Source organism: Neopusillimonas aromaticivorans (assembly GCF_030344915.1).
GTDB lineage: Bacteria > Pseudomonadota > Gammaproteobacteria > Burkholderiales > Burkholderiaceae_B > Neopusillimonas > Neopusillimonas aromaticivorans.
Genome location: NZ_CP128233.1, coordinates 819,756 through 845,544 on the forward strand (window position 1 = coordinate 819,756; position 25,789 = coordinate 845,544).

Here is a 25,789-nt window from a genome sequence, read left to right on the forward strand (position 1 = left end):
GTCAAGTGAAGAACAACACGCTGGCCGGACCTTGCCGAAACCGGACCACATATGAAAAATGTCCTGGATCTCCACCTCCGGGCCGCCTACCCCGGAAGTGTCCATGCAGAACATTCCGTCATAAAAAACAAATATGTCGAAAAGACACCAGAGCGTCAAGAAACCTTGCAAAAATGCGCTATAACTCGCAGGAAATCCACTCAATCATTGCCTACCCAGACCCGGTCATCCGCAAAAGGAATCTTTCACCTATGCCGTGCGCTGCTGTTCCGAATTTTTCCGCCAAATCCAGGTTTCACCATTCACACGCTGACTTTCAACGCGCTCAAGGCCAAGGCACCTACCTGGCCAAACGCGCCGTGCAACCCTGCACCTGCGGCGGTGAAGCTGCTCTGAAACTGCATGAGCGGGTCACTGCCGCCATGACACGTCGAATGTTTCTGGGCGGCGCTGCCGCAGCGATCTTGCCTTTCATCGGATTCCAGACCAGCAAAGCCATCGCGCAACAGCCTGCACCGCCCGACCGCCCTGTGCTGCTGACGAACATTCGCCTGTTCGACGGGCTCAGCACTACGGTTCGCAAGGGCGTCAATATCTTGGTCGAAGGTGATCGTATCGCGGCCCTACCTGCTGTCGGCGAACCCGTTGAAAACGCAAAAATCATCGACTGCGGCGGCCGTTTGGCCATGCCAGGCCTGATCGACGCCCACTGGCACACCATGTTTTGCGGCATAACTGAAATTGCCGCCATGACGTCCGACCTTGGCTATATTTACCTGGTTGCCGCCCGCGAAGCTGAAAACACCCTGTTGCGTGGTTTCACCAGCGTGCGCGATGCCGGAGGGCCCAGCTTCGCACTGAAACGCGCCATTGACGAAGGTATTGTGGTCGGCCCGCGCATTTTTCCTTCCGGGGCCATGATTTCCCAAACCTCCGGACACGGTGACTTTCGCCTGCGCAGCGAAATCCCGCGCAGCGACGGCGACCCGCTGAGTTATTCTGAACGCATGGGTGCCGCCATGATCGCCGACGGCGCCGACAACGTTCTGCGACGCGTGCGTGAACAGCTGATGCTGGGGGCCAGCCAGATCAAACTGATGGCCGGCGGCGGCGTATCTTCGCACTACGACCCTCTTGACACGACGCAGTACTCTGAACCCGAGCTGCGTGCTGCTGTTGGCGCCGCCGAAGACTGGGGTACTTATGTCATGGTGCACGTGTACACCTCGAAAGGCATTCAACGCGCCATTCGCGCCGGCGTCAAATCGATTGAGCACGGACAGCTGGCCGACGAAACCGCTGCCCGCCTTATGGCCGATGAAGGCGTCTGGTGGAGCCTGCAGCCCTTTCTGGCCGACGATGATGCCAACATTAAAACGAGCCCCGATGGCAAAGCCAAACAGCAGGAAGTTGCAGAGGGCACGGTGCGGGCCTACCAGATGGCGATTGACCTGAAGATCAAGACCGCCTGGGGCACGGATATTTTATTCACCCCGCAAAACCTGGCGAGCCATGGCCGCCAACTGGCCAAGCTGACACGCTTTTATGACCCCATGACCCTGTTGAAAATTGCAACAGCCAACAATGGCGAATTACTGGGGATGGCCGGTAATCGCAGCCCCTACAAAGGCAAAATCGGCGTCATTGAACCCGGGGCCTTTGCCGACATATTAATCGCCGAGGGTGATCCAACCGTCAACCTCGATTTTCTGGATGACGCCCAGACGAATCTGAAACTCATCATGAAAGACGGACGAATTTACAAAGACACGCTGTGATACCCGCCCTAAAAAAACACAACGCCCTTTTGCACTGATCACGTGTCTGGCCAGCGTGTCAATGCTGACCGGATGCGGCCAGGGCCGTGCGCCCTCATTCCTGATTTTCGGCAGCTACTTCCCCGCCTGGCTGATCGGTCTGGCGCTCAGTATTCCGCTGACTGTCGTGATCCGGGCTCTGCTGATTCGCAGCGGCCTTGATGACGCCTTACCCGTCAGACTGCTGGTCTACAGCTGTTTATGCCTGTTGCTGACACTGGCCTTCGCTTACGCCTTTTCCCCGCACTAATCTTATGCCACACGACCCGAACACGACCCAGCGGCATCTGGCCCGCTGGCTGGCCATTATCGTCATTGCCCTCACTCTCGCAGCGGGCCTTGCGTGGTGGCGCTATCTTGACACCAACCGGTTATCCGAGGACGCCATCATCGAAGCGGACATCGTGCACATCAGCACACCCGTACCCGGAAAAATCGTCGAACTCCACGTGCGCGAAGGTGACCGTGTCGCTCGCGGTGAACCGCTGTATCAGCTCGAGAAGCGCGTATATGAACTTCGGGTCGAGCAGGCCCGCGCCGAACTCGCTGTCGCAAACGCCGCATTATCAACACGCGAGCGGCAAATCCGGGCCGAAACCGCCAATGCCACCATCGCCGACGAGCAAATCAAACGGGCACAAGCCAACCTTGAACTGGCGCGCAGCACACAGCAACGGCTTGAGCCCTGGCCCGCAAAGGCTACGTTACCCAACAAGACCTTGATACAGCACGAACCGCCGTGCGCGATGCAACGGTCAGCCTGACGCAAGCCCAGGCCCAGTCGGGTGCCGCCAAGGCGCTCATCGGTGAACTGGAAGCAGCTCAAGCCGCTGTGCGGGCTGCCCATGCCGGCCTGGCTCTGGCCGAAAAAGCCTTGGCTGACACCACGGTTAATGCGCCGCACAATGGCCTGGTGGTCGGGTTGAAAGTCTCGACCGGTGAACACCTGATGCCCGATCAAAGCCTGTTCACGTTGATCAACACCGACAAGTGGTATGCCACCGCACTGTTCCGGGAAACCGATCTGGCCAGTCTGCGGGCCGGACAATGCGCAGAAGCCTTCGCACTGTCTGACCCCACTCGCCCCATCAAAGGACGCATCATCACGATTGGCTGGGGTGTCGCCAATGAAGAGCTGATCCCACTGCCGCGCTCGCTCCCCTACGTTCAGAAATCACTGAACTGGGTCAGGGTCGCACAGCGCTTTCCGGTGCGGATCCAGCTCGACAACCCGCCTGACGACCTGATGCGCGCGGGGGCATCGGCCTCGGTGGTTGTACGCACCCACACAGCGTGCTGAAGGCCCGGCGCCCATGAATCACCCGTTCTGGCACGAAATACGCAACGAGCTGCAGCCCTTCGACGGACGTCTGGCCACGGCCTGGCGCCTTGGGGTGATTTGCGCGCTGACCGCCATGGTGTTCATGATCTGGCAACTACCCTGGTGGCGATCGGGTGCTACCTGGTGCTGTTCATCATGCGCCCCGATCCTGGCGAAAGCACACTGAAAGCCATGGCCATCTGCGTGCTGGTGTCGGTGATGGTGGCACTACTGGTATGGCTGACACAGCTGTCAATCAACAACCCGACCCTGCGTCTGATGATTCTGGCGTCAAGCTCGTTCCTGTTTCTTTACATCGGATCGGCCTCGAAACTCGGCGAAATTGGCGGGATTATTGCCCTGGTCATTGCCTTCATCATGACGTTGCTGGGCATGGTACCGGTGGGCGAACTGGCAACACGCGGCATTCTGTACGCCTGGCTGATGACCCTGATTCCGATGATGCTGCTGATCGTATGCAATTGTGCTTTCGGCCTCTCGGTACCCCGGCTGCTGCGTAAAACGCTGGCACACCGGCTAAGTGTCATTGACGACATCATGGCAGACCGCAAACCTGCCGCCGAAGCACGACCGCTGTTGCGCCAGGGCAACGCATTGATCAACAGCTACCTGACGTTCATTTCCCTGTTTCACCTGGCCCCGTCAAAAGAAGTACAGCAGTTGCGTACACAGCATGAACGTACATTGCAACTTCTTTTACTGATCACACGCCAGGCTGACCTGGACGTACCGACCCAGAGCCCTGAGACGGCAGCGCCGAATAAGATTACCGCCGACGCCACTGCAAAAGCGGTGCTGAAAACAACCCTTGCCAACTGCAGACAGCTTCTGGACACCCCGGTACCTGACGGCCCCAAAGACCCGCCGGCCACATTTTTTCGCGCCGATGCCCTGACCAACCCGCAGTACTCCCGCTTTGCGCTCAAAACCACACTGGCCGCCAGCCTGGCCTACATTATCTATACCGCGCTTGAATGGCAAGATATCCATACCGCCCTGGTCACCTGTTACGTGGCCGCGCTGGGCTCTACCGGTGAAACCGTCCATAAGCTGGCACTGCGAATTACCGGCTGCCTCATTGGTGCCGCCATGGGGATCGCCTCGCTGTTGCTGCTCATGCCCCTGATGACATCCATCGGTGAATTGATGCTGCTGGTATTTGCAGGCACGCTGGTTGCAGGCTGGGTATCCAGCGGGTCGGAACGCATCTCGTATGCCGGCGTACAAATCGGTCTGGCCTTTCTGATGACCGTACTGCAAGGCTTTGGCCCTGACATAGAACTTTCTGTTGCGATGGACAGGATCATCGGCATCTTGCTGGGCAACACCTTGATGTTCATCATCTTTACACGGATCTGGCCCGTCAGCAGCCTCAATGCTGCCCAATCCATTCTTAGCAACGTCAATGCGCAATTACGCACACTGCGCCAGAATGCCGCGCCGGGTCAAGTCCTGAAGCCGTCTCAAGCCGCTGCATTGCTGGGCACACTGAACCAGGCGCGCGAACAACTCATTATGCGGCGCTTTGAGCCCGGACAAGGACAGACGGCCACCCCCGACGCAACCCGCCTGAAGCAGGGTCTGGACGATACGGAAGCCCTGTGCCTGGCCGCTGCGACAGAACCTGACTGGTCGGTCGCAGCAATAGTCGCAACCACGCCCGTCACTGCTCTAAAGACCCAGACACTACGACCTTGATCGCAGCCCACTGATAAATCGTCCAAACAGACCGCTTCTCTTCTTAACAGCCCAGACACCATGACCTTGACCGCAGCTTCTAAACGCCCCGACACTGCTCCGCCTCGACCGCATCAGGGTCTGCGCGGCCTGCTCGCCGTTCTGGCCGTGTCAAGCCTGACCGCTTGTGCGGACATGGCCCTGGACCGGGCGCCTGTCTCGGCACATACCCCTGGCAACCCGATGCCGACCGTATTAAAACTGGAACACCTCCAGATACCCCCTGCCCCGGGCTTTAGCATTCCGGCCGTCCCTGAACTTGGAAAAGTTCCTCAAACCGCAGGCATTGACCCCGAAAAACCGTTATCACTGCCTGAATTGATCGACATTGCCCAACGCGAACATCCAGACACGCGACTGGCCTGGAACCGCGCACGTGAAGCCGCGCTGGCCGTCGGCATGGTCGAAGCCACTTTTTTACCGATGCTGTCGGCCAGCGTGATCGGGGGCTACCAGCGCACCCGCCACCCCTGCCCAATAACATCGCAGGCGTCTCGGCCATCAAGACCGAACTCAGTGGAGTTGTACCTGCCCTGTCGCTGGGCTGGTTATTGTTTGACTTCGGTCAACGCGCCGCGCTGCGTGACGCCGCTGCCGAGCTTTCGTTTGCCCAGAATGTACTGTTCAATGCCGTTCACCAGAAAATCATCCGTGATGTCACTGACCAATATTACCAATACAACACGGCGCGTATGCGCACGGTGCTGGCGAAAGAAACCCTGGCCAACCAGCACGCGGTTGAAAAAGCCGTACTGACACGACAAAAGGCAGGCGTCGCCACCACCATTGAACTGGCACTGGCCCGGCAAGCCGTGGCCCAGGCCAAACTTCGGCTGGTCGAAAGCCAGGGCCTGGAACGCAACACCTGGCTTGGCCTGCTGGCGGCCCTGGGCGTATCGCCCACCACACAGCTGACCATTGCCGAGCCTGAACAGCGCACCCTGCCGGCAGCGCTTGACCCCTGACGGAAAAGATCATCAGTGAGGCATTGACACGCCGACCCGACCTTGTCGCAGGCTATGCCGCCGTCAAGGCAGCCCAGGCCGGCATTACGGCCGCAGAGGCTGATTTTCTTCCGAAAGTCTGGCTCGGTGCCATTGCCGCGCATAACCGGGTAACCTTCGATGTGGTGGGTTTACCCGGGTTGAGCCAGACAGCCACCTCACGCGGGGTCCTGGTTGGCGTCAGCCTGCCCCTCTTTGACGGGGGTCTGCGTTCAGCACGCGTGCAGGAAGCCCGCATGCGCGCCGAGAACGCCCAAACCTCGCTCGAGCACCAGCAAAAAACTGCCGTACGGGAAATCGTAGCGGCCGAAACCCTGCTTCAAACTACCCTGCAAAGTGCCCACGCCGCCACTGAACTGGTGAAGACTGCCGGCACCGCGCATGATGCGGCGCTGACCGCCTACAAAGCCGGGGTTGGAACCGTGACCGTAGCCATTGAAACCGCGTCGCAATTGCTGACCGCACGCCAAGCCTGGACCGACGCCTGGAATGCGTCCTTGGTGGCGGCCGCAAACCTGGCGTTTGTCATGGGGGACATGACGGTGCCGAAAGAGGGCTGGTTGCATTGACGCCTGCAACAGCACGGGTGATAGAATCAAAATTCAGCCACCTTTTTCGTTAACCAGCCTGGCACAAAATAGATGAGTCAACCCAGAGCCCCCTGGCAACCGGGCAGATCGACCGCACCGTAAATCGGGTTCCTCACCTACTGATCGCCGATGACCGAGTCATCGAACTTCGCTTGCTGCTTGAAATGATTCAACAGACTGGTTACCGGATCAGTGTTGCTTTTGACGGTGAGCAGGCCTACCAGAGGGCCCAGGCATTACAGCCCGATCTCATACTTCTCGACGTCCAGATGCCCGGGCTCAATGGCATCAATGCCTGTCGGCTTATACGTAACAACCCCGCCACCCGCCACATTCCGATAATTTTTCTAAGTGCTGCTCACGAACTGCACGACCGTCTGGAGGGGCTGGGAAGCGGGGCCGTTGATTACATCACTAAACCATACGCACCGGAAGAGGTCATTGCACGGATCGGCGTTCACCTGCGCCACCTGACAACTAAAAACCTGACCCTGCACCGCAGGAATCCACCGACTATTTCATTTCACAACACGACCAAGCGCTTGTAAACGCGACCTGTGACTACCTGCGCGAGCGCTTGGCAACACCACTGTCTACGGCACAACTGGCAAAGCTTTTTCGCACCAACGAAAAAAGGCTGTCGCGTGCATTTCGTGACCTGCTGGGCTATACGGTTTCCGAATTTGTCCGCCGTGAGCGGCTCAATCAAGCTGAGCGTATGCTTCGCACCACCGGCTTGACCATTACCCAGATTTCGGAAGAACTGGGTTATTCAAGTTCAGCTAATTTCGCTACAGCGTTCAAAAGCCAGTTTGGCCTGACTCCTACCGAATTACGTAACGTCAACCAAAATCAGTGATTCAGTCACCAGTACCTGACGCATTATTAAAGTCATTAACGCAAATCTCAAGATCACGCTGTGCGCGAACAAACAGATCCGTGGCCGCCTCGACCCCGCCGGCAACAGGCACATCGCTGGCCATCCCGGTACAGATACTGACCAGCGAGGCACCAGGCGCACAAAGATCGGGAATTGCCAAATTGCGCACATGCGAATGTATGCGCTCGGCGATTACCCGGGCACCATCCAGATCAGTATCACCAAGCAAACAGGCAAATCGCTCTGCGTCATAGCGGGCCACATAATCATTGCCACGGAAAACCTCCGAGGCAAAAACTGCAGCCAGTTCCTGTAATAACACCTCGCCCGCAACATAACCACAGGTGTAGCGATACGCAGAAAAACGATTGATCTCGATAAGCAATAACGCCAATGGCCTGCCCTGCCGGGCCGATCTTTGCCACTCGCGGCGCAAAGTTTCAGTAAAACCGCGCAGATTGAGCAACCGGGTCAAGGGGTCAATATACGACAACGCTTGAAGTTCGCGCCGCTGTTGCTGCAAAAGTAAATGATTCCGCACCCGGGCTCGTAAGACAGGGGGTGAAATGGTTTGTGGATATAGTCGACGGCACCGAGCGCCAAACCTTTTTCTTCCGATACGGTATCCTCAACAGCAGTAAGAAATATGACCGGGATACCAGCCGTTTCTGGGTTGGACTTGAGACAGCGACACACCTCGAAACCATCCATCCCGCCGGGCATGTTGATATCAAGCAAAATAAGCTCTGGCTGCAAACGTAAGGCCAGCTCAAGCGCACGCGCACCGCTTTCTGCAGCAACAACCTCACACAAATCATCCAACTCTGCAGTGACCAGCAGACAATTGATCGAATGATCATCCACAATCAGGACAATGGGCTTGCGCACTGATTGAGCCTGGCCCTGGAAACCGAATGATGGTTCACCAACTGAAACGGAGAAATTATTCAACGAGGGCCTCACGATCCATTTCTTTCATAATGCAACACAAAAGAACATTTATTGACTCCGCTGCAACGACCTCGATCTGGCTCACAATACGCAGCACCATCTCATCATCGGACCGACTCACGCCTCGCAAAAGCTCTCGACCCAGATCGCCGAGTTGAAGCATGCCGGCATGGCCTGCGGTACTGCACAAATCATGTGCATACTGACGCAACGCCGAAAAATCACCGCCACAAGCGCATTGCCGTAACCGTGCCACCTGCACGCGACAATCTTCGAGCAACAAACGCAGCATGGCATCAAACCGATCAGGAGCCACCTTGCTCCTGAGCCGGTCAAGTGGTTGTGGATCAAAAAGAACAGCAGCTGTGCTGGACTCAGAAGACTGTCTGGGCCTCGCGGGCATTTTGCGCCCGGCTGCGGCAGAAGAAACAAAGCCCCCACCGGCGTCAGCCACGACACTCTTGATTAGAACATCCCAGAGCCTGTCGGCATCAAGTGGTTTGGCAACATGACCATTCATACCCGCCTCGACACACGAACCCAAACTATCCGGATCATCTTGCGCGCTTAGGGCAATGATGGGCAAATGATCAAACCGATGGTTCGCACGAATCATCCGGGTGGTCTCATAACCATCAAGCCCGGGCATCATCAAGTCTATTAATAACGCGCTGTAATGATCGGGTGGATGCAATTCGAGCTTTGCCATCGCATCCAGACCGCTATCAGCAAGATCAACCCTGACCCCCACTCGAGCAGGAGCTCTTCTCCAACCAGACGATTAAGTTCGTTATCATCGATTAATAAAATGCGCAAGCTGCGCAACATATTTGCAGAAAAAACAGCGGGGATCACCTGCGGGGGGATCAGAAATCATTGACTCATCAGCGTACTGAACCGGCACATAAAACCAAAAGCAACTGCCTGAGCCTGGCTCGCTTTGAGCCCCTACCTGCCCCCATAAGAACGGCCAGGTTCCGGGAAATCGCCAGACCAAGCCCTGAACCACCGTAGCGCCGGGCAGTTGAAGCATCTGTCTGCTCAAAAGGCTCAAATACCCGATCAATTTTTTCGGGTAACAATCCAGGCCCCTGGTCGCGAACCTCTACATACACAGTCGGTTGTTGATCGGATACATCGAGCCGTGCGACGATTACAATCTCACCAACCTCACTGAACTGAATTGCATTGGCAACCATATTGATCAGTATCTGACTGATACGCAGAGGATCACCCGTTAACACCGGCACCGCTGGATCTGCCTGAACGGTTAACACCAACCCTTTTGCCATTGCACGGTCTTCAAACATGCCGGCCACATCACTCAGTAATTGCCATAAGTGAAAAGGGCGGGTTTCAAGCTGGACACGACCCGACTCGAGACGCGAAAAATCAAGAACATCGTTAACCACACCCAACAAATGCCGGGCGGCCGTATTGGCCCGCTCAAGACGCGATTTTTGCGGACCCCGCATCGGATCTTTAAGCAACAAACCCAGCAGGACAATAATCGCGTTCAGTGGTGTTCTTATTTCATGACTGACGGAAGCAAAAAAACAGATCTTGCCTGAGCAATTTGTTGGGCCGTGTGCAAAGCCTGCCCATTGGTAACCCGACACGCTCTCACAAGCACAACAACGCCCAATGCAGACGCCACAAGGCATATCGTTGCCAAAGCCGACAAAGCAAAAACGGAGCCATCAGAAAACACCGCCGTTTTTTCATGCTGAAGGAAAGTTCCAGCCAGTGTCCAAACCACAATTAACGCCCCGGCAAGCCCGATGACAATCGCTGCCAGCGCAATCCGGCCAATGACCGGCATTCGCCGGAAATGCTCATGCAATCGGGACAAATCAGGGTTCACGTGTTCTGGTTCGCTTTTTGGTTATTCAACATCAAGAATTCGTGTCAGTAAAATCATACAAACTTCACACATTACCCCCAATCAAAACCTTTTTCCGGAATGACAAAGACAAGGTTGTACACCTTGCCTTACATTCGTGGCGTCTATGCAACATTCTCACACAGTCTCCAGCACAAGCCCCGGCGTTATGAATACCATCGCAGTGCTCTCGGCAAAAGGCGGTGTCGGCAAGACGTCAATCACCGCAAACCTTGGTGTGGCCTTGGTGCGTGCGGGAGTCCCAGTACTTTTGGTTGATCTTGACCCGCAGAATGCGTTATGCCACCACTTGGGCATTGATCCTGACGCATCACCAGGATGCGCACTGGCCATCCTGCAGCTGGCCGACTTGACCAAAGCTGTTGTAAATTGCGAGCCGTTGCTACGGTTGTTGCCCTACGGCATTCCCTCTGAGCAACAGCGGATTGCGTTTGAAGACAGATTGCGTCACAACCCGCACGAACTGATCAATGGTCTGATGGCTCTGGCACCCGAAGCGGGAACTGTGATAATCATCGACACCCCCGGGACCATCGATTTACGTACAACGCGCACTTGAAGCAACCCGGCTGGCATTGATCATCACCTTGCCCGATATCGCATCATACGCAGCCATGCCCGGCATGGAGCGTCTGCTGGACAACTATAGCCGACAGCGTACTGACTTCATCGGCGCCAGATATGTTGTCAACCAGGCCAATAGCGGCCAGACACTGGCACGTGACATTACCGATATCATCAAGCATGAGTTCTCAACCGATGTTGTTGGTCGTATTCATACCGATCAATTCATGCGTGAAGCACTGGCCAGCAGGCAGAATGTCCTGGACTTTGCCCCTTTTTCCCAAGCAGCGCACGACATCATCACATGCGCGGACCGGATCAAAAGCACCCTGAGCGAAACCCCGACGAGGTAGCTATGACAACAATAACACCTACCGATTGGCGGACACGCATCAACAAGATCCTGCTACGAATTGTCGACCTCCCACTTTGGCGCAGTCGACTGGCTCAAGCAACAGTATTCATACTGGCGCTGACAGCCTTTAGTATCCTGGTTATCGTTCCGCTCGGTTTCTGGCCGCAGCTACTGTTTTCCGCTGTCATGTTGATCGCTGCAATGGCCCTGCGCAAAATCGACAGCCGCGTCGTATCACACATTCTGATATTGCTTTCGACACTGGCGTCTTTACGCTACATGTATTGGCGAATGACGGAAACGATTGGTTTTGAAACGCTGCTGGATGCCGCCTTTGGCTATGGTCTGTTGCTGGCCGAAATCTATGCCCTGTTAGTACTGCTGCTGGGGTACCTTCAAACTGCGTGGCCACTGCACCGAAAGCCTATCCCACTGCCAGACGACGTCAAAACCTGGCCAAGTGTCGACGTGCTGATCCCGACCTACAATGAACCCATCAGCGTCGTCCGGCAAACCATTTTCGCTGCGATGGCGATGGACTGGCCTTCAGAAAAACTTGCAGTGTATCTGCTCGACGACGGCCGACGGGAAGATTTCAGACAATTATGTAAAGAGATCGGTTGCGGTTACATGACACGCGACAATAACCGGCATGCCAAAGCAGGAAACCTGAATGCCGCGATGGAAAAAATAAACGGCGAATTTGTAGCAATTTTCGATTGTGACCACATACCTACTCGTTCATTCCTTCAACTCACTATGGGGTGGTTTTTACGTGATCCGAAACTGTCAATGCTGCAAACTCCGCACTACTTTTTCTCGCCTGATCCGTTTGAGCGCAACCTGAACACATTCAAGTCCGTCCCCAATGAAGGAAACCTGTTCTATGGTGTTGTGCAAGAGGGCAACGACTTGTGGAACGCATCTTTCTTTTGCGGTTCGTGCGCCATTTTGCGGCGCACCATGCTTGATGAAATCGGCGGCATTGCCGTGGAGACGGTTACAGAAGACGCACACACGGCTCTAAAGCTCAATCGTAAAGGCTACAACACCGCCTATATTGGCATCCCGCAAGCTGCTGGACTGGCTACAGAAAGCTTGTCAGCTCACGTCGGCCAACGCATCCGGTGGGCTCGAGGCATGGCCCAGATTGCACGCGTGGACAACCCTTTACTCGGCCCCGGACTCAAACTGGGTCAACGGTTGTGCTACCTGAACGCGATGCTGCACTTTTTCTTCGGCCTGCCACGGCTGGTGTTCCTGACCGCACCTCTCGCATTTCTTTTTTCGGTGCTCAAGTGTTCCAGGCATCAGCCATGATGATTGCCGCCTACGCCCTGCCCCACATTATTCAAAGCAATCTGACCAACTCGAAGCTGCAAGGTAAATACCGGCATTCATTCTGGAATGAAGTCTATGAGTCTGTTCTGGCCTGGTATATCGTCAGGCCTGTACTCTATACATTCATCAACCCAAACAAAGCTCGCTTCAACGTGACAGCCAAAGGCGGCATCATCAAAAACTCGTACCTTGATGCCGACATCGCCAGACCGTATCTGGTGCTACTTACGCTGAACCTGGCCGGCCTGATCGTTGGGGTGTCCATGCTGATTCTTAACTACGACGATGCTGACCTGTTCATGACAACGATCATGAACATGCTCTGGACGCTGTTCAACATTCTGCTCTCCGGGGCCTGCGTGGCCGTTTCACTGGAAAGTCGCCAGATCCGCCAATCGCCACGAGTTTCAGCGGCATTGGCGGCCATAGTACGCACGCCTGACGGCATGGCGTATCACTGTGATACCAATGACTTTTCAGAACAAGGGCTAGGCGTCATTTTGCCCAAAGACATCGATATCGCTATGGGCACACGCGTCGAAGTCACCCTGCTGCGCGGGGATGACGAGGCCTGTGTGCCATGCACGGTCGTTCTGCGCCACGGACAACGCATGGGCGTCAGGCTCGATCCGCTAACCCCGGAACAAACATTCAAGTACACGCAAATGACCTTCGCTCGCGCTGACCTGTGGGCATCAACCTGGGACAAAACAGCACCCGATGCCCCGTTGAAAGCACTCAGAGAGGTTTTTAACATTGGTATCAGAGGCATTGGCCTTGCCCTACGCCTGACCGGCACCACAACACTGGTTGCCCTGAGAAAGGCCATCGGCAAACAACCGCCAGCACCAGCCATCGACACCAAACCGGACACCGGAGACGGCTCGGTATGACACATGCTGGATGGCCTACCTTGCTCAACTGTGCACGCGTCGCTCTGCTGAGCCTGCTGTCACTGTTCTGCACCAACATAACTGTTGGCCAAACCGTGGTGGGCGAGACGGCTGCTTCGCCTGAAATTGCCCTTCGCTATACATTGGAAGACCTTGGCTTCAATGCCCCACTCAAACTATCAGGCGTCGATGGCACCTACGGCGTTCGACTGAACTTGCCCAGACACCTGGAAACAACGTCCGCAATACTGCATCTGAATTACACGCACTCCGACACACTGCTTGACGGGCTGTCCCATATTAATGTCAAGATTGATGGAAAACACATAACAACCCTGCCGATCCGACAAGACGATGCGGGGAAACTCCTTGAGGAAAGCCTGGAACTGCCGGCCCAATGGCTTGGTCCCGATTCCGAGATCAACCTCCAGTTGATTGGTCACTACAGTATGGCCTGCGAAAACCCCCGCCACCCCAACCTTTGGGCCGAGATCAGCAATACCACCAGTCTGCAGCTGGTCACGCGCCAAAAACGCTGGATGACCGTCTTGACGATCTACCTGAACCATTTTTCAACCAGCGTTCGAACCGCCCACTGGAAATTGCCTTCATCTTGCCCACATCCCCTGATGAGGCCACGCTTGAAGCGGCCGGTATCGTAGCGTCCTGGTTCGGTGCCCTGGCAGACCACCGCGGTGCCTTCTTTCCCGTCTTTCATGCAACGCTACCCGCATCCGGGCATGCCGTCATACTTGCTGCGGGGGAACCCGATTCCCGATCTTGAGCTGGCCGATACCAATGTGCCTGAAGTAGCCATTCACCGCCACCCTTCCGACCCGGCATCACGACTTCTGATAATTCGAGGGCCTGATAGCGCTACCACACGGCAGGCGGCATTATCGCTTGTGCTTGCAGACAGAGCGCTGACCGGGCCTCGCGCCAGTGTTACCCGCCTGAAAGTTCCTGCCCCCGAGAGCCCTATGATGCACCGCGCTGGGTACCCGCAGACAAGCCTGTTCAGTTCGGACAGCTGACTCAGTACGGGCCAATGCAGGTCAACGGGTTTACCCTGACCTGATCCGGGTGGGCTTGCGATTCCCACCAGATCTCTATGACCCAGACGGTGACGGCATTCCGGCAAGACTGAATTACCACTACACGCCAAGACCCAAGGCGATGGATTCCCGCTTGTTAGCCAGCCTGAACGGCGTGCCCCTTTCCACAATCGCACTGGACTCGGCCGACAACCCGCTTGACATTTCATCAAGGGTGCGTAGAACGCTTGACCCGGATCAGCAAAGCGCCTGGTACAGCTCATCCTTGAGGCTTCCTGTCGATACGTTGTCAGCAAACTCAGAGCTAACGTTTTATTTTCAATATGACTATCTGACACGCGGCGAATGCAAAGACGTGCCGACTGATGCGGTTGCAGGCAGAATCGACCCGACGTCCACACTGGACATTTCGCATCTGCCCCGCTTCATTGCTTTACCCGACATGGCCGCATTTGCCAATGCAGGTTTTCCATTCTCGAAGTTTGCAGATCTTTCACAAACTGCAGTGGTGATGCATCCAGATGCCAGCCTTGAAGAACACAGCGCATACCTGACACTCATGGGCAGCATCTCTGCTTCGACTGGCTACCCTGCCACCCACGTTAAGGTCGCAAACCCAAGACAACTCGAGTCCCTAAACGACAAAGACATACTGATCATTGCGGCTGGCGATCTGAAGACCAAATTGGGCGCCTGGCATCACCTCATGCCAAACCCCCAGTCAACCGCCGGCGAAAACTCGATCGCGAAATGGCTAAGCCAACAATTTGACCCAAGAATATCCGATACTGCGCCTGGAACCGGCATCGCCACGATCAAATCAACCCTGACCGGTTTCGAGTCACCGCTTTCGACCGGGCGTAGTGTCATCGTACTTGCGGCCAACCAACCTGGTCAGCTCAATATCGCAACAAAAGCACTGATTGACCGGGAAATAATTCCCGACATCAAAGGATCAATGGTCGGCTTCGATACAAACCACGTGTATACACTGGACAATACAACCCGTTATCACAACGGGAACCTGAGCCCTCTACGAGGTGCTGTTACCTGGTTTACAGGACATCCACTGCTGTTGGCCGGACTTGCATTGCTGGCGACATTCACCCTCGGCATCCTGATGTACGTCAGCCTCAGGTCACGGGCGGAACAGCGGCTCAAAGAGCAAAATCGGCACTAAAGTCAACACTGCACAACAAAACACTTCGCTACGCATGTAAATACGCCAAAAGGGTTAAAAAATTGCAAGTTTCTACTAGAATCGAAACGGGTAATACGGTACTGCGCCTCTCGGCACCTGCAGTGCACACCCGCACGCAAGGTTATGCCTCAAGAATGCGAGCCGGAAACTCGCAGCTCCGCCTTGCCACCGAAGGCAACCATGCCATGCAGTTACACCCGCTACCGCGTCCGTTCATCCAGAACGTCGATAACAGGGAGCCCACTTTAGCGGCCAAACCCGACCTACTCAGCATCAAGGGCTCCCAGACACTGAACACATCAACCGGGGTATGCCATGGATAACGACGTCCTCAATTTCCTGAGCATGCAGCAATGCTCGGTGCAATGGCGCAGTTTCATGGGTATTTTTGCTCAAGAGCTAACTGAAAATCTGACCACAACCAATCTGCGTTGGTTACTGCGTCGCACCGGTCAGCGGTTTGCAAAACAGCACCCCTTACCCGACTGCCCAACACTACCCGCACTCGAACAAGCCATCAACCGATTCTGGCAATCCATCAACTGGGGATCAGCCATGGTAACTGAAGAGAATGCGTGTCTGATCATCCGTCATTACCTTTCACCACTACAAATCAGCATGCTTCCTGAAAACATGAATTGGTCCACCGGCTTTCTTGAAGGCGTGTACGAAACCTGGTTGCATCAATCCGGCGCTGACAGTTCGTTACGACTCTCCCAATCAGGGCTTGACCCCGAATTGGGCACGGTAGAGTACCGCCTGGAACGACACACTCCCGATCGCGGTATCGGCTAACCAGCATGACACCCTGAATACCGGAGCATCACATGAGTCAGGACACAGACATCCAAAACCTATTTCGCCAGTTCAATGGCCAGCCCACGCAATACAAAGAAATTGCGCGCGCAGAGGCTAGTGAAGGGGCTCGTCATCGCTGGCCGTTGCTTGATGCCATACGCCTGCAACAAGACCCGGTCCCACCCGCAAAGATATCCGACGCTCTCAGGGAGGCGGCCAGCCGGAACTCGGCCGGGCTCTCGACACTAACAGACGCACCAGACGATCAGAGCACAACCGAAACGCAGGCCCAATCATTGCCGCAGGCACAGATTCCACCAGCAGTGCAGGTTTTGTCAGAAACCCAGTCTTCAGCGCTTTACGCTCCGAGCGAACCTTCGAATACATCCTGGTTCAGAGCTGCAGCATATGACGCCCGTCCGCAACCTTCAGAGGTTGCCCGTCCGGTTGCCGCAGCGACAAGCACAAGCCCTTCCGCACGCCTGTTTTCCGCACGCCCACAGGCCCCAGTTCAAAACGAGAAACCTGCGCCCGCTACTATTCCCACAGCAGTGCCCGTCTCTGCACCTGCCTGCGCATTTATGAGTCGCCCCGGTCCGCTGCCAGAAACACGGTCACCGGTCGCACCAAGCCAACCTGAAGCCACCCCTCTGAAGAGCTTGTTCAACCGAATCGCGTCTACCAGCGATACCGGCAGCAGCCCATCACCCGGTTTCCCAGTACGTCGCGGATGAGGCAGGTGTGAAAAAAATAGCAATCGTTTCCGCTAAAGGTGGCGTTGGCAAAAGCACAATATCAGCCAACCTGGCCATGGCCTTATTCAATACGGGCCTGCCCGCACTTGGGGTTGACCTGGATCCTCAGAATGCACTGCACCTGCATTTCGGCGGCCAGAACGACACCATCGAAGGCCTTTCACGTGCAACCCTGGAGGGACGTGACTGGCGCGAAACAGCCCACCAAGTCGACGGAGGGCTTGCCATTTTGCCCTACGGAATCGTCAACGAATCAGACCGGCAAGAATTTGAAGCCCTGTTGGCGACAGATCCCGACTGGTTGCAGCGCAGCCTTGACAGCCTGCCTTTATCACCCGACACCATGGTCGTCATTGACACGCCACCTGGTCCGTCTGTCTATTTGCAGCAGGCGCTCAGCGCCGCCCAGCTCGTTATCGTAGTCACGCTCGCCGATGCGGCCTCTTATGCAACATTGCCGCAAATGGAAAAACTAATCCGGGCGTTCTGTCTGCAGCGCGACAATTTCATCAATTACGCCTACCTTGTCAATCAGTTTGACGTCAATAGAACACTATGTAATGACGTCGTAGAAACCATGCGCGAACAACTTCCCGGGAAAACTATCGGTTTAGTGCAGTTTGACCCAAGTGTGGGTGAGGCGCTCGCCTGGGGCAAAACCCTGATCGAACGCAGTCCGGAAAGTCCTGCTTGCAAAGATTTCATGTCCTGGACCTCATGGATTTTGACACAAGCAAGCCCTGAACTATCCCCGGCTTGACCCTCACGACATGGATTGACAATGCCTCGAATGAACTTTTTCACGGCTCCCCGCACCGAATCAACAGGCCTCTACGTCCGCACCGCTGGACGCTCGTTCCTCAAAAAACTGGCCGTAACCTGTTTTTTGCTGGGCATAGTTATAGATGCAGCAATCGCCACCACAACCGAAACCGTCGTCACGGACTCTACTGAACCCCTTGGCTCCGACAGCACACCGGTCGAACAGGCCATTCCGGCAGCATCCGTAGCCCCACCATTCATTCCAAACTTGACGTTGAGCTTCGAAGAACTTGGCGCCCGATATCCATTAAACCTGCGTGGCATCGATGCCAGCAACACCCTGCCCTTCAGTATCCGCACGGATGAAGTTGTCAGCAGCGCTCGCCTCAACCTCTCCTATGCCTACTCTCCATCCCTGCTACCTGACCTGTCGCACATCAATGTCTTACTGAACGATGAAATTGCGGCAACTATCCCGTTACCCGTCGATACGGCCGGCAGGCCCTGCAAAAAACTATCGCATTACCTGCCCACCTGATCACCGCACTGAACCAGTTGCGCTTACAACTCATCGGCCACTACACCCTCGAATGCGAAGATCCTTTGCACACCAGCCTTTGGGCCAACATCAGCAACCGCAGCACTCTGGAACTCGCAATCGCGCCACTGCCACTACCTGACGACCTGGCGTTGCTACCCCTGCCTTTTTTGACCCCCGAGGCATGCAGCCACTCGAACTGCCGTTCGTTTTCAGTGGAATGACAGACCCTAGCGTGCTGGAAGGCGCCGGTGCCCTCTCGTCCTGGTTAGGCAGCTTGGCAAGCGAGCACGGGGTCCGTTTCCCTGTCGTCAAAGACGTAGCGCCAGCCAGTGGACACGCCATCATTTTCATCAATGGTGCCAATCAGGCCAGTCATTTTTACAACGCTCCCCTTACAGGCCCGACAGTGGCCGTAAGGTCTAACCCACAAGACCCAAGTAGCAAATTTCTATTGGTTATGGGGCGGGATGGTAAAGAGCTGAAACAAGCAGCCATCGCGCTGGCTGCAGGCAATCAAACATTAACAGGTGCAAGTGCCGTCATTACGGAGTTTGCCGACATCAAGCCCCGCGTCCCCTACGATGCGCCCAATTGGTTGCGCACCGACCGACCGGTTGCCTTTGGTGAGCTGATCGACAAAGCCCGTCTGAATGTTTCTGGCTACAGCCCCGATCTGATCCGCATCAATGTCCGGGTACCCCTGATCTTTTTGGCTGGCGTGAGAATAAAGTTCCGATCAAACTGAACTATCGCTACACCCCCAGCCCACTGCAGTGAACTCGTCTCTCCTGTTCAGCGTCAACGATTTATTCATGAAGTCAATGCCTTTGTTCGCGATTGACGATCTTTACACTGAACAGGTCGCCGGCACAGAAGCCTTGTCAGATCAGGACATTCCGTCCAGTGCCCTGCTGGAAGTTCCACTGGAAACCCTGATCCCTCAAGCCCAACTGCAGTTTCGCTACATGTACGATTATGTGAAGCAAGGGGCGTGCAGAGACATCATCATTGACAATACACGGGGCTACATCGATCCTGAATCAACCATCGACTTGACAGCCTACCCGCATTTCAAGGCCATGCCCGACTTGTCAGCCTTTGCCAATAGTGGCTGGCCCTTCACTCGCCTGGCCGACCTTTCTGAAACGGCCGTTGTCATGGGCAAGCAGCCTTCAGCCGATGAAATCGGGCTTTATCTTGACTTGATGGGCCTGATGGGTGATTCAACGGGCTACCCTGCTCTGGCGGTTACCGTGACCAACACGGAAAATATCGATGCTGTCGCCGGAAAAGACCTGCTGGTCGTGGCTGTCGCTACTGAAAAAATTCACTTGACTACTGGGATGCCTATCTTGACGGCTCTTATACTGGTTCTGATGGCAAGCGGCTGGGTACCTCGGACCTGCTCTATAAAGCCCTGAAGTGGCCAACCCCCGACCCGCGGGACAACGATGTGCCGCAACGCAGTCTGATCGCCTACAACAGCCAAAGCACAAGTGCCATTCTGGCAGGCTTCGAATCACCGAAAACCCCTGGGCGCAGCGTGGTACTGGTTGCCAGCAACGAGGGGCTGGTCTGAAAAAGGCCGCCGAGGCCATCCTTGCCCACGAAAACTTCGACGGCTCAGTTGGCGGTAGTCTGTCCATTGTTCGTGGAGGCAAAATCGATCAGTTGGTTGCTGCACAAACCTACTATACCGGCCAGCTTGACCGATTCAAGCGCTGGCAATGGCAGCTGAGCAGCTACCTACCCACCGAACCTGGCTGGAAAATGCTGGCCGTTGCAGGTATCGCTCTACTGGTGATATCCGTATTGCTCTGGCGCCTGGCAAGACGAATTTTCGGACAACGCACAGTTGCTGCCCGCGAAGAGACTTGATCCATGCTCCGACCCGGACTGCCCCTCACCACTGAATACCTGCCAAGCCAACCGGTTCGCCGGCGTCTTCTGGCATCTCTGGCAAGCCTTTGCGCATTACCTGCAGGGGTGACCCTGGCTCAGTCGACCAAAGCTGCACATCACGGCTGCAGCCAGCCTGTGGAATGGCCACAATGGCAATTGTTTCTCGATTATTTCGTACAAGATGACGGCAGGGTTCTGGACGCCAGTACAGCCCAGCAACACAGCTCTTCCGAAGGTCAATCCTACGGTATGTTTTTTGCCTTGGTCGCCAACGATCCTTCCACCTTTGAACGCCTTTGGAACTGGGCTGTCCACAATTTGGCGGCAGGCGACATCCGAAAAACCTGCCTGCATGGATTTGGGGCAAAGACGATCAGGGTCAATGGCGAATACTGGATGACAACTCAGCATCAGACGCTGAACTCTGGTTCATCTATTCGCTGCTGGAAGCTGGAAAACGCTGGCAGCGTCCCGACTACATCGAGGACGCCATGGCCCTGTTGCGGCAAGTTGAAGCCCAGGAAACCGCTTTACTCCCTGGTCTCGGACAAGTGTTGCTTCCTGGTCCACGCCATTTCAGCCTCGAAAACAATCTGTGGCGACTCAACCCCAGCTACACTCCCCTTCCTCTGATTCGGAGACTCGAATCCGTTTCACCCCGGGGCCCTGGGGTGAAATTGCCCTTAACACAGTAGCCTTGCTTGAGGCTACCTGCCCAAAGGGCTTTGCAGCAGACTGGGTTTGCTATCAAGGTGCATCAAGCACGACTGCGGGCCAATTTGTAACCGACCCGGAGAAAGGTGATATTGGCAGCTACGATGCCATACGAGTCTATCTCTGGGCAGGGCTGACGGCCGCCGAAGACCCTCTGGCGGCACGTCTGCTGGATACCCTTTGGGGCATGGCTATGATAGTGGCCCAAACCGGGGCGCCACCCGAAAAAGTCCAGACAGAAACGGGCATCACAGAGAACACAGGGCCAGCCGGATTCTCGGCAGCACTGGTTCCATATTTTTATGCCCGTAAAGAACCCTCGCCGATGAACGCACAGTACAACCGCGCAACTTCACTGCTGCAGTTCCAGATCGTCGAAAGACGTCAGAAATCGCTGCAACCTTCTTATTACGATCATGTCCTGAACCTGTTCAGCACCGGCTGGCAACGTGGGCACTACCGCTTTGCGGCCTCCGGTGACTTGCATCTTCAATGGGATAACCTATGTCCGAACGCTCTTACACTCTAGCTTTGGGCCTGTTGGCCTCACTGGCGACCGTCCAGGCAACGGCACAGCAAGCTCCGGCACTTAACACCCTTCTCGAACAAGGCCGATATTGGCAAGCGCGCGGCGACTTCAAGCGCGCCGCCGAGGTCTGGGAAAAATTGCTCGTTGCCGATCCAGACAACCCGGATGCCCTGTACGGCCTGGCACGCGCTGCCCTGCACGATGACAATTTCGACAAAGCCAACCAATACCTGGGGCAGTTGCGCGATACAGCACCGAAGAATGCGCTGGTCCCTTTGCTGGAGCAGGAAATTTATCTCGCCCAGCCAGGCCCTAAAGCTGAACTGGACAAGGCCCGCTCATTTGCTGTAGCACAAGAAATGGATCAGGCTATCGCCCAGTACGACAAAGTATTGCAGGGTCGCCAGCCCTTGGGGAATCTGGCCCGAGAATATTACAACTACCTGGGCTACAGCTCCAACGGATTACCGCGCGCGATCAAGGGCCTTGAAGATGTTTTGCGCTCATCACCCAACAATCTTATTAACCAAATGGCTTTGGCCAAACACCTGATTCGCACCGAAGACCGCCGTGGTGAAGGGCTACAAATACTGCAACGGCTTTCGGCTCAACCGGCCGTAGCCAGTGAAGCAACAGAAGCACTGCGTACGGCGTTGACCTGGATCGGGCCTGCACCAGATGAGCACCGCGCAGCATTTGAACGCTATCTGGCTGCCAACCCTGGTGACGAAGAAATTCGACAACTTCTGACGACCGGAAATGCCAACCGCGCAACCGCAACGGCCGGCACTCGAACAGGCACAACCTCACCGCGTCAGGACCCTGCTCTTACCCGAGGATTTTCCGCGCTGGAAGCTGGGCAACTGGCCGACGCAGAAACAGCCTTTCAGTCAATCTTGCAGCGAAAACCACGTGATGCGGACGCGCTTGGCGGAATGGGGCTTATCAGGCTGCAACAGAAAAACTTTACCCAGGCGGAACAGCTCCTGCGTGACGCTGCCGCGCAAAAGCCAACCTGGAAGAAAAACCTTACGCTCGTCCAGTACTGGAAGCTGGTCGATGCAGCAAGCCGGTCCCGATCGAACGGTCGCCTCGAGCAGGCCCGATCATTGGCCGAACAAGCCATCAAGATCGATAACAAGAGTGCGGCGGCCCATAATATTGTTGCAGGTATATTTGCCGATGAAGGCAAACCCGATCTATCCGAACAAGCTTACCGACAAGCCCTGAAAGGCGACCCGCGAGATATAGAAGCGCTGCAAGGCCTCGCAAATACACTTGCGCAAATGGGAAAAATAGATGATGCCTCTGCACTGTTAACCCGTCTGGCAACCAATCGCCGCCTGGACCCAGGCCAGATCAACAAACTACGTGCCGCCATTGCCACAGGCCGTGCCAAAGCAGCGCAACAACGCGGCGATCAGGCAGGGGCACAACTGTCGCTTGAACAGGCACTACGAGACGATCCGAACAACCCCTGGATTCGTTTGGACTTGGCCCGGCTGTACCTGAAGCGCGGTGCCCGCACCGAAGCACGGGATTTGGTAGATAGCCTTGCCAGAGCACAACCTGGCATGACCGACGCACTGTATAGCAGTGCATTGTTGTCTGCCGAGATGAACGACTGGCCTGCAGCCTATGCCGCATTACAACGCATTCGTCCCGACGAGCGCAGCGCCGAAATCAACACGCTGACTCGCAGGGCAGGTATTCTGGTTAAAGCCGACGAGGCATCGAAATTGGCTCGCAACGGCAACTTTACGGAAGCCAGGACAATACTGGCACGCCTTGAACCTGAAGCCATCAACGATCCGGCACTGACAGGCCCGATTGCCTCGGCCTACGTCGACGCCGGCGACACGACCCGTGGCCTGTCACTGATGCGCAACCAGCTCGAGAACAGTGGCAACTCAACGGATGCCATCCTTTCCTATGCCGGGCTTTTGCTCCGTACAGGACAAGATCCACAGGCCAGTGCCATGATGCGTGAGCTTCAGGCCCGTTCGTTGACGCCTGACCAACAAAGCCTTTACAACAACTTGCAATTCGCACATACCGTTCGGCAGGCTGACCTGTTGCGTGAACAGGGCAACCTTGCCCGGGCCTACGACACTCTGATGCCCGCACTGTCACAACGCCCTGACGATCCGGCAGCGTTGGCTGCACTGGCTCGCATTTATTCAGCCAGTGGTGACGACAAGCAAGCACTAACCTACTATAAACGGCTCTTGCAAAATGACCCAGATAACGCCAGCCTGCAACTGGCAGCCGCCATGTCTGCGGCAAGAACGGGTGACAAGGCCTATGCAGATACCGCCCTCGAACGCGCACTGACACTGGCGCCTCGTAACCCTGAAGTGCTCGCAAACGCCGCTCGAATCTATCGTTCACAGGGAAAAAGTGGCAAAGCACTGGACCTGATGACAGAAGCAGTTGACGCAGAAAACAATCGTGTCGCCATGACAACGCCGACGACACCCGTGCCCCATCGCCAGGAACCTGCCCCTGCACCTGCCCTGACTCAAAACCAGACAATTCAGCGCCCCATGACCCAACCCCGGATCGGAAACGAGACTGCGCTTGCTCCTATGGCAGCACCGAGAACAGGCACTGAGCGCCTACAGGCTCAACCACCATCAGATACGGTACAGTTTCAGGCACCGGCAATATCCGATACCGCGCAGCGCCCGGAGTCACTGCAACCTAGGGCGACTCAAGGTCAGCATCAAGCGCCCTCACAGGCAAATACCGGACGCATACAAGAATCTGTCCGTACAGTCGCCCCACAACCCTTGGTTGTAGCAGGGCCCGACAACATAACATTCGGGCCTGCCCTTGCAAGCCGTCAGCCAAACCCGGCCCCACCTCTGCAAACAAGCGCGTCCAACCAACTGGACAACCTGAATCAAGAGCTGGCCGAACTGCGTGATTTGCGTAATCCCGAAGTCACTCTGGCCACTACCGCCCGCAGTAACAATGGGGAGGAAGGTCTTAGCAAGCTGGATGACCGGCAAGCCAGCCTGCAAGTGCGACTGCCCGTTCAGGAAGGCAAACTGGTTGTCGAAGCCACCGCCGTCCAGATTAAGGCCGGTGACGTGGGTAACGACTACAGCAGCCGCGAACGATTTGGCGGTGGTGCGGTTGCGGTCTATGACAGCGTAGTGGCCAACGGCCAGACTGGCGACCCACGGGCGCTCAACAATGCCGCGCCAACAGGCCAACAACGCGACAGCGGGGTTGGTGTCTCCGTGGCTTACGAATATCAAGGGCTACGGGTTGACGCTGGTACGACACCTTTGGGTTTCCAGGAAACCAACTTCATCGGCGGCATCAAGTACGACGGCACATTCAATGAACAAGACCGGACCTGGTACAGCGTTGACCTTTCGCGTCGGCCGGTAACAGACAGCGTCGCCTCGTTCGCCGGAGTAACCGATAACTATAGCGGCCTAAGCTGGGGTGGCGTCACCGCCACCGGCGTACAACTACAGGCTGGGCAAGACAGTAACCAATTCGGTTATTACGCGTATGGCGGCTGGCATGCACTGCGCGGCGAAAACGTGGCCAACAACACGCGCGCCAACATTGGCGCCGGAATGTACTGGCATCTTGTCCGCAACAGTAACACCCAGCTGACCGCTGGACTGAACCTGGGCGCTACCTTTTACGACAAAAACCAACGCTTCTTCACATACGGGCATGGGGGATATTTCAGCCCGCAATCGATGTACTCAATCAGTATCCCATTCACCTGGGCCCAACGTAGCGGCAGACTTTCCTACAAGCTGCAGGGCTCCATCGGCGTTGAGCGCTTCAAGGAAGACAGCGCAGACTACTTCCCCACCAGCCCTCTGCTGCAGGCACAGGCACTGGCGGCAACGCAATATGCCAGTTCAATGGGTTATACCGGGGCCACCAGCGTGTACTCGGGACAGACCAAAACGGGTTTCAGCTACAACCTGCAGGGTGCCGCAGAGTACCGCCTGTCCGACCATCTGATCCTGGGCAGTCATCTGGGTCTGAATAACGCCAAGGACTATCGTCAATGGGGTGGAGGACTCTATTTGCGCTACTACTTTTACCCGACTTCGCGTGATCTTGACCTACCGGTCAAGCCCTACCGTGGACCCTATGCCAACTAAGAATCGTCGAACG

35 protein-coding genes and 4 pseudogenes are annotated in these 25,789 nt (G+C 55.8%); 33 read left to right on the forward strand and 6 right to left on the reverse strand.

What is annotated here, in order from left to right:
- Positions 1-51: 51 nt before the first annotated feature.
- The 11 genes from N7E01_RS04325 to N7E01_RS04375 all read left to right on the forward strand — a co-directional run bounded on the left by N7E01_RS04325 (position 52) and on the right by N7E01_RS04375 (position 7,349).
- Complete coding sequence (locus tag N7E01_RS04325; RefSeq protein ID WP_289174742.1) at positions 52-396, forward strand: hypothetical protein; 345 nt, start codon at positions 52-54, stop codon at positions 394-396.
- Positions 360-1,778, forward strand: coding sequence for a metal-dependent hydrolase family protein (locus N7E01_RS04330; RefSeq protein ID WP_289174743.1), 1,419 nt, complete (start codon positions 360-362; stop codon positions 1,776-1,778). The genes N7E01_RS04325 and N7E01_RS04330 overlap by 37 nt, the downstream gene beginning before the upstream one ends.
- Before the next feature lie 61 nt (positions 1,779-1,839).
- Positions 1,840-2,067, forward strand: a complete 228-nt coding sequence (locus tag N7E01_RS04335; protein ID WP_289174744.1) for a YtcA family lipoprotein — start codon at positions 1,840-1,842, stop codon at positions 2,065-2,067.
- Positions 2,068-2,071: 4 nt separating this feature from the next.
- Entirely contained in the window at positions 2,072-2,581 is a 510-nt protein-coding gene (locus N7E01_RS04340; RefSeq protein WP_289174745.1) for an HlyD family secretion protein, read from the forward strand.
- The gene (locus tag N7E01_RS04345; protein WP_289174746.1) at positions 2,557-3,117 is read left to right on the forward strand and encodes an HlyD family secretion protein; all 561 of its coding nucleotides are present in this window, start codon (positions 2,557-2,559) and stop codon (positions 3,115-3,117) included. The genes N7E01_RS04340 and N7E01_RS04345 overlap by 25 nt, the downstream gene beginning before the upstream one ends.
- 13 nt (positions 3,118-3,130) lie before the next feature.
- On the forward strand, positions 3,131-3,325 hold the full coding sequence (locus N7E01_RS04350; protein ID WP_289174747.1) for a hypothetical protein: 195 nt from the start codon (positions 3,131-3,133) through the stop codon (positions 3,323-3,325).
- Complete coding sequence (locus N7E01_RS04355) at positions 3,295-4,857, forward strand: FUSC family protein (protein ID WP_289174748.1); 1,563 nt, start codon at positions 3,295-3,297, stop codon at positions 4,855-4,857. The genes N7E01_RS04350 and N7E01_RS04355 overlap by 31 nt, the downstream gene beginning before the upstream one ends.
- A 578-nt stretch (positions 4,858-5,435) precedes the next feature.
- On the forward strand, positions 5,436-5,861 hold the full coding sequence (locus N7E01_RS04360; RefSeq protein ID WP_289175733.1) for a TolC family protein: 426 nt from the start codon (positions 5,436-5,438) through the stop codon (positions 5,859-5,861).
- 23 nt (positions 5,862-5,884) lie between these two features.
- Positions 5,885-6,469 (forward strand): TolC family protein, encoded by a 585-nt coding sequence (locus N7E01_RS04365; protein ID WP_350494937.1) that lies wholly within the window; start codon positions 5,885-5,887, stop codon positions 6,467-6,469.
- Between the two features lie 173 nt (positions 6,470-6,642).
- Positions 6,643-7,038, forward strand: a complete 396-nt coding sequence (locus N7E01_RS04370; protein WP_289174749.1) for a response regulator — start codon at positions 6,643-6,645, stop codon at positions 7,036-7,038.
- Positions 7,039-7,067: 29 nt separating this feature from the next.
- Positions 7,068-7,349 (forward strand): helix-turn-helix transcriptional regulator, encoded by a 282-nt coding sequence (locus N7E01_RS04375; RefSeq protein ID WP_289174750.1) that lies wholly within the window; start codon positions 7,068-7,070, stop codon positions 7,347-7,349.
- A gap of 1 nt (position 7,350) precedes the next feature.
- Here the strand turns inward: N7E01_RS04375 and N7E01_RS04380 are convergent, their stop codons facing one another.
- From N7E01_RS04380 to N7E01_RS04400, 6 genes and pseudogenes are all read right to left on the reverse strand, one after another.
- On the reverse strand, positions 7,351-7,863 hold the full coding sequence (locus tag N7E01_RS04380) for a GGDEF domain-containing protein (protein WP_289174751.1): 513 nt from the start codon (positions 7,861-7,863) through the stop codon (positions 7,351-7,353).
- Complete coding sequence (locus tag N7E01_RS04385) at positions 7,842-8,321, reverse strand: response regulator (RefSeq protein ID WP_289174752.1); 480 nt, start codon at positions 8,319-8,321, stop codon at positions 7,842-7,844. Before N7E01_RS04385 ends, N7E01_RS04380 begins: the two co-directional genes overlap by 22 nt.
- The gene (locus tag N7E01_RS04390) at positions 8,314-9,072 is read right to left on the reverse strand and encodes a response regulator (RefSeq protein WP_289174753.1); all 759 of its coding nucleotides are present in this window, start codon (positions 9,070-9,072) and stop codon (positions 8,314-8,316) included. Before N7E01_RS04390 ends, N7E01_RS04385 begins: the two co-directional genes overlap by 8 nt.
- 133 nt (positions 9,073-9,205) lie before the next feature.
- Positions 9,206-9,631, reverse strand: coding sequence for an ATP-binding protein (locus N7E01_RS04395; RefSeq protein ID WP_289174754.1), 426 nt, complete (start codon positions 9,629-9,631; stop codon positions 9,206-9,208).
- 120 nt (positions 9,632-9,751) lie between these two features.
- Positions 9,752-9,940 (reverse strand): annotated as a pseudogene (locus tag N7E01_RS18405) (histidine kinase dimerization/phospho-acceptor domain-containing protein); the annotation flags it as partial.
- Positions 9,850-10,143 (reverse strand): hypothetical protein, encoded by a 294-nt coding sequence (locus tag N7E01_RS04400; protein WP_289174755.1) that lies wholly within the window; start codon positions 10,141-10,143, stop codon positions 9,850-9,852. The gene N7E01_RS04400 and the pseudogene N7E01_RS18405, both read right to left, overlap by 91 nt.
- A 229-nt stretch (positions 10,144-10,372) precedes the next feature.
- Here N7E01_RS04400 and N7E01_RS04405 point away from each other — a divergent pair, with 229 nt between their 5' ends.
- The 22 genes and pseudogenes from N7E01_RS04405 to N7E01_RS04475 all read left to right on the forward strand — a co-directional run bounded on the left by N7E01_RS04405 (position 10,373) and on the right by N7E01_RS04475 (position 25,776).
- Positions 10,373-10,783 carry a cellulose synthase operon protein YhjQ/BcsQ gene (locus tag N7E01_RS04405; RefSeq protein ID WP_289174756.1) on the forward strand — a complete coding sequence of 137 codons (411 nt, stop codon included), beginning with the start codon at positions 10,373-10,375 and terminating at the stop codon, positions 10,781-10,783.
- A 28-nt stretch (positions 10,784-10,811) separates the two neighbouring features.
- Positions 10,812-11,141, forward strand: a complete 330-nt coding sequence (locus tag N7E01_RS04410) for a cellulose synthase operon protein YhjQ/BcsQ (RefSeq protein ID WP_289174757.1) — start codon at positions 10,812-10,814, stop codon at positions 11,139-11,141.
- Between the two features lie 2 nt (positions 11,142-11,143).
- Complete coding sequence (locus tag N7E01_RS04415; protein ID WP_289174758.1) at positions 11,144-12,463, forward strand: glycosyltransferase; 1,320 nt, start codon at positions 11,144-11,146, stop codon at positions 12,461-12,463.
- Positions 12,442-13,377, forward strand: a complete 936-nt coding sequence (locus tag N7E01_RS04420; protein WP_289174759.1) for a PilZ domain-containing protein — start codon at positions 12,442-12,444, stop codon at positions 13,375-13,377. The genes N7E01_RS04415 and N7E01_RS04420 overlap by 22 nt, the downstream gene beginning before the upstream one ends.
- The gene (locus N7E01_RS19265; RefSeq protein WP_289174760.1) at positions 13,374-14,039 is read left to right on the forward strand and encodes a cellulose biosynthesis cyclic di-GMP-binding regulatory protein BcsB; all 666 of its coding nucleotides are present in this window, start codon (positions 13,374-13,376) and stop codon (positions 14,037-14,039) included. Before N7E01_RS04420 ends, N7E01_RS19265 begins: the two co-directional genes overlap by 4 nt.
- Entirely contained in the window at positions 13,979-14,161 is a 183-nt protein-coding gene (locus N7E01_RS19610) for a hypothetical protein (protein ID WP_491565773.1), read from the forward strand. Before N7E01_RS19265 ends, N7E01_RS19610 begins: the two co-directional genes overlap by 61 nt.
- Positions 14,094-14,411: a hypothetical protein gene (locus tag N7E01_RS19615; protein ID WP_491565768.1), complete on the forward strand. Its 318-nt coding sequence runs from the start codon at positions 14,094-14,096 to the stop codon at positions 14,409-14,411. The genes N7E01_RS19610 and N7E01_RS19615 overlap by 68 nt, the downstream gene beginning before the upstream one ends.
- Positions 14,371-15,612 (forward strand): hypothetical protein, encoded by a 1,242-nt coding sequence (locus N7E01_RS04430; protein WP_491565774.1) that lies wholly within the window; start codon positions 14,371-14,373, stop codon positions 15,610-15,612. The genes N7E01_RS19615 and N7E01_RS04430 overlap by 41 nt, the downstream gene beginning before the upstream one ends.
- Before the next feature lie 62 nt (positions 15,613-15,674).
- Complete coding sequence (locus N7E01_RS04435) at positions 15,675-15,956, forward strand: hypothetical protein (protein WP_289174761.1); 282 nt, start codon at positions 15,675-15,677, stop codon at positions 15,954-15,956.
- Entirely contained in the window at positions 15,949-16,428 is a 480-nt protein-coding gene (gene bcsD / locus N7E01_RS04440; RefSeq protein ID WP_289174762.1) for a cellulose biosynthesis protein BcsD, read from the forward strand. The genes N7E01_RS04435 and bcsD overlap by 8 nt, the downstream gene beginning before the upstream one ends.
- 32 nt (positions 16,429-16,460) lie before the next feature.
- The gene (gene bcsP / locus N7E01_RS18410; protein ID WP_350494939.1) at positions 16,461-17,165 is read left to right on the forward strand and encodes a cellulose biosynthesis protein BcsP; all 705 of its coding nucleotides are present in this window, start codon (positions 16,461-16,463) and stop codon (positions 17,163-17,165) included.
- Positions 17,119-17,946 (forward strand): cellulose biosynthesis protein BcsQ, encoded by an 828-nt coding sequence (bcsQ, locus tag N7E01_RS04445; RefSeq protein ID WP_289175735.1) that lies wholly within the window; start codon positions 17,119-17,121, stop codon positions 17,944-17,946. The genes bcsP and bcsQ overlap by 47 nt, the downstream gene beginning before the upstream one ends.
- 30 nt (positions 17,947-17,976) lie before the next feature.
- Positions 17,977-18,710, forward strand: a pseudogene (locus N7E01_RS19620) (cellulose biosynthesis cyclic di-GMP-binding regulatory protein BcsB).
- Complete coding sequence (locus tag N7E01_RS19625) at positions 18,671-19,234, forward strand: hypothetical protein (RefSeq protein WP_491565769.1); 564 nt, start codon at positions 18,671-18,673, stop codon at positions 19,232-19,234. Before N7E01_RS19620 ends, N7E01_RS19625 begins: the two are co-directional and overlap by 40 nt.
- A 14-nt stretch (positions 19,235-19,248) precedes the next feature.
- Positions 19,249-19,475: pseudogene (locus N7E01_RS19630) on the forward strand (hypothetical protein); the annotation flags it as partial.
- 93 nt (positions 19,476-19,568) lie between these two features.
- A complete protein-coding gene (locus N7E01_RS19635) occupies positions 19,569-19,910 on the forward strand; it encodes a hypothetical protein (RefSeq protein ID WP_491565775.1) in 342 nt (113 codons plus the stop codon).
- Positions 19,907-20,068 carry a cellulose biosynthesis cyclic di-GMP-binding regulatory protein BcsB gene (locus N7E01_RS04460; RefSeq protein ID WP_289175736.1) on the forward strand — a complete coding sequence of 54 codons (162 nt, stop codon included), beginning with the start codon at positions 19,907-19,909 and terminating at the stop codon, positions 20,066-20,068. Before N7E01_RS19635 ends, N7E01_RS04460 begins: the two co-directional genes overlap by 4 nt.
- A 92-nt stretch (positions 20,069-20,160) precedes the next feature.
- Positions 20,161-20,367 carry a hypothetical protein gene (locus N7E01_RS04465; protein WP_289174763.1) on the forward strand — a complete coding sequence of 69 codons (207 nt, stop codon included), beginning with the start codon at positions 20,161-20,163 and terminating at the stop codon, positions 20,365-20,367.
- 3 nt (positions 20,368-20,370) lie between these two features.
- Positions 20,371-20,655 (forward strand): annotated as a pseudogene (locus tag N7E01_RS18415) (glycosyl hydrolase family 8); the annotation flags it as partial.
- Positions 20,656-20,687: 32 nt separating this feature from the next.
- Positions 20,688-21,086, forward strand: coding sequence for a glycosyl hydrolase family 8 (locus tag N7E01_RS19270; protein WP_434089552.1), 399 nt, complete (start codon positions 20,688-20,690; stop codon positions 21,084-21,086).
- 2 nt (positions 21,087-21,088) lie between these two features.
- A complete protein-coding gene (locus N7E01_RS19275; RefSeq protein WP_434089553.1) occupies positions 21,089-21,634 on the forward strand; it encodes a glycosyl hydrolase family 8 in 546 nt (181 codons plus the stop codon).
- Positions 21,610-25,776, forward strand: coding sequence for a cellulose biosynthesis protein BcsC (locus N7E01_RS04475; protein WP_289174764.1), 4,167 nt, complete (start codon positions 21,610-21,612; stop codon positions 25,774-25,776). The genes N7E01_RS19275 and N7E01_RS04475 overlap by 25 nt, the downstream gene beginning before the upstream one ends.
- The last annotated feature ends 13 nt before the right edge of the window (positions 25,777-25,789 follow it).